1 rRNA gene is annotated in these 1,675 nt (G+C 55.5%); it reads right to left on the bottom strand.

The features are described from left to right. Positions 1–10: 10 nt before the first annotated feature. A 16S ribosomal RNA gene (locus tag J4H91_RS15335) occupies positions 11–1,539 on the bottom strand. Between the last annotated feature and the right edge of the window lie 136 nt (positions 1,540–1,675).

Here is a 1,675-nt window from a genome sequence, read left to right as displayed (position 1 = left end):
TGCTCCTTAGAAAGGAGGTGATCCAGCCGCACCTTCCGGTACGGCTACCTTGTTACGACTTAGTCCTAATCACCAGTCCCACCTTCGACGACTCCCTCCCCACAAGGGGGTTAGGCCATCGGCTTCGGGTGTTACCGACTTTCATGACTTGACGGGCGGTGTGTACAAGGCCCGGGAACGTATTCACCGCAGCGTTGCTGATCTGCGATTACTAGCGACTCCGACTTCATGGGGTCGAGTTGCAGACCCCAATCCGAACTGAGACCGGCTTTTTGGGATTCGCTCCACCTTACGGTATCGCAGCCCTTTGTACCGGCCATTGTAGCATGCGTGAAGCCCAAGACATAAGGGGCATGATGATTTGACGTCATCCCCACCTTCCTCCGTGTTGACCACGGCAGTATCCCATGAGTTCCCGGCATAACCCGCTGGCAACATAGGACGAGGGTTGCGCTCGTTGCCGGACTTAACCGAACATCTCACGACACGAGCTGACGACAACCATGCACCACCTGTATAGAAGTGTCCAAAGAGTTGATCATTTCTGACCCGTTCTTCTATATGTCAAGCCTTGGTAAGGTTCTTCGCGTTGCATCGAATTAATCCGCATGCTCCGCCGCTTGTGCGGGCCCCCGTCAATTCCTTTGAGTTTTAGCCTTGCGGCCGTACTCCCCAGGCGGGGAACTTAATGCGTTAGCTACGACACAGAACCCGTGGAACAGGCCCTACATCTAGTTCCCAACGTTTACGGCATGGACTACCAGGGTATCTAATCCTGTTCGCTCCCCATGCTTTCGCTCCTCAGCGTCAGTTACGGCCCAGAGATCTGCCTTCGCCATCGGTGTTCCTCCTGATATCTGCGCATTCCACCGCTACACCAGGAATTCCAATCTCCCCTACCGCACTCTAGCCTGCCCGTACCCACTGCAGGCCCGGGGTTGAGCCCCGGGTTTTCACAGCAGACGCGACAAGCCGCCTACGAGCTCTTTACGCCCAATAATTCCGGACAACGCTTGCACCCTACGTATTACCGCGGCTGCTGGCACGTAGTTAGCCGGTGCTTTTTCTGCAGGTACCGTCACTTGCGCTTCTTCCCTACTAAAAGAGGTTTACAACCCGAAGGCCGTCATCCCTCACGCGGCGTTGCTGCATCAGGCTTGCGCCCATTGTGCAATATTCCCCACTGCTGCCTCCCGTAGGAGTCTGGGCCGTGTCTCAGTCCCAGTGTGGCCGGTCACCCTCTCAGGCCGGCTACCCGTCGTCGCCATGGTGAGCCATTACCTCACCATCCAGCTGATAGGCCGCGAGTCCATCCCCAACCGATAAATCTTTCCAAACGCTGACCATGCGATCGCGTCTCGTATCCAGTATTAGACGCCGTTTCCAGCGCTTATCCCAGAGTCAGGGGCAGGTTACTCACGTGTTACTCACCCGTTCGCCACTCATCCACCCCAGCAAGCTGGGGCTTCAGCGTTCGACTTGCATGTGTTAAGCACGCCGCCAGCGTTCGTCCTGAGCCAGGATCAAACTCTCCGTAAAAAACATGTGCAAACCATCCTGCGGAATAAGCAGAACAGCTGCGAGTTTGACCTGACAAAATACGAACATCAATTACTGACGTTCAACTTTTGTCCAAAAGGAATCACCATCAACCACACCCACACAAAGGGCGCGG

Source organism: Leucobacter ruminantium, from assembly GCF_017565705.1.
In the GTDB taxonomy this organism is placed as follows: domain Bacteria; phylum Actinomycetota; class Actinomycetes; order Actinomycetales; family Microbacteriaceae; genus Leucobacter; species Leucobacter ruminantium.
Note: the sequence above shows the minus strand (reverse complement) of the source record. Positions and strands in the feature narration are given on the sequence as shown.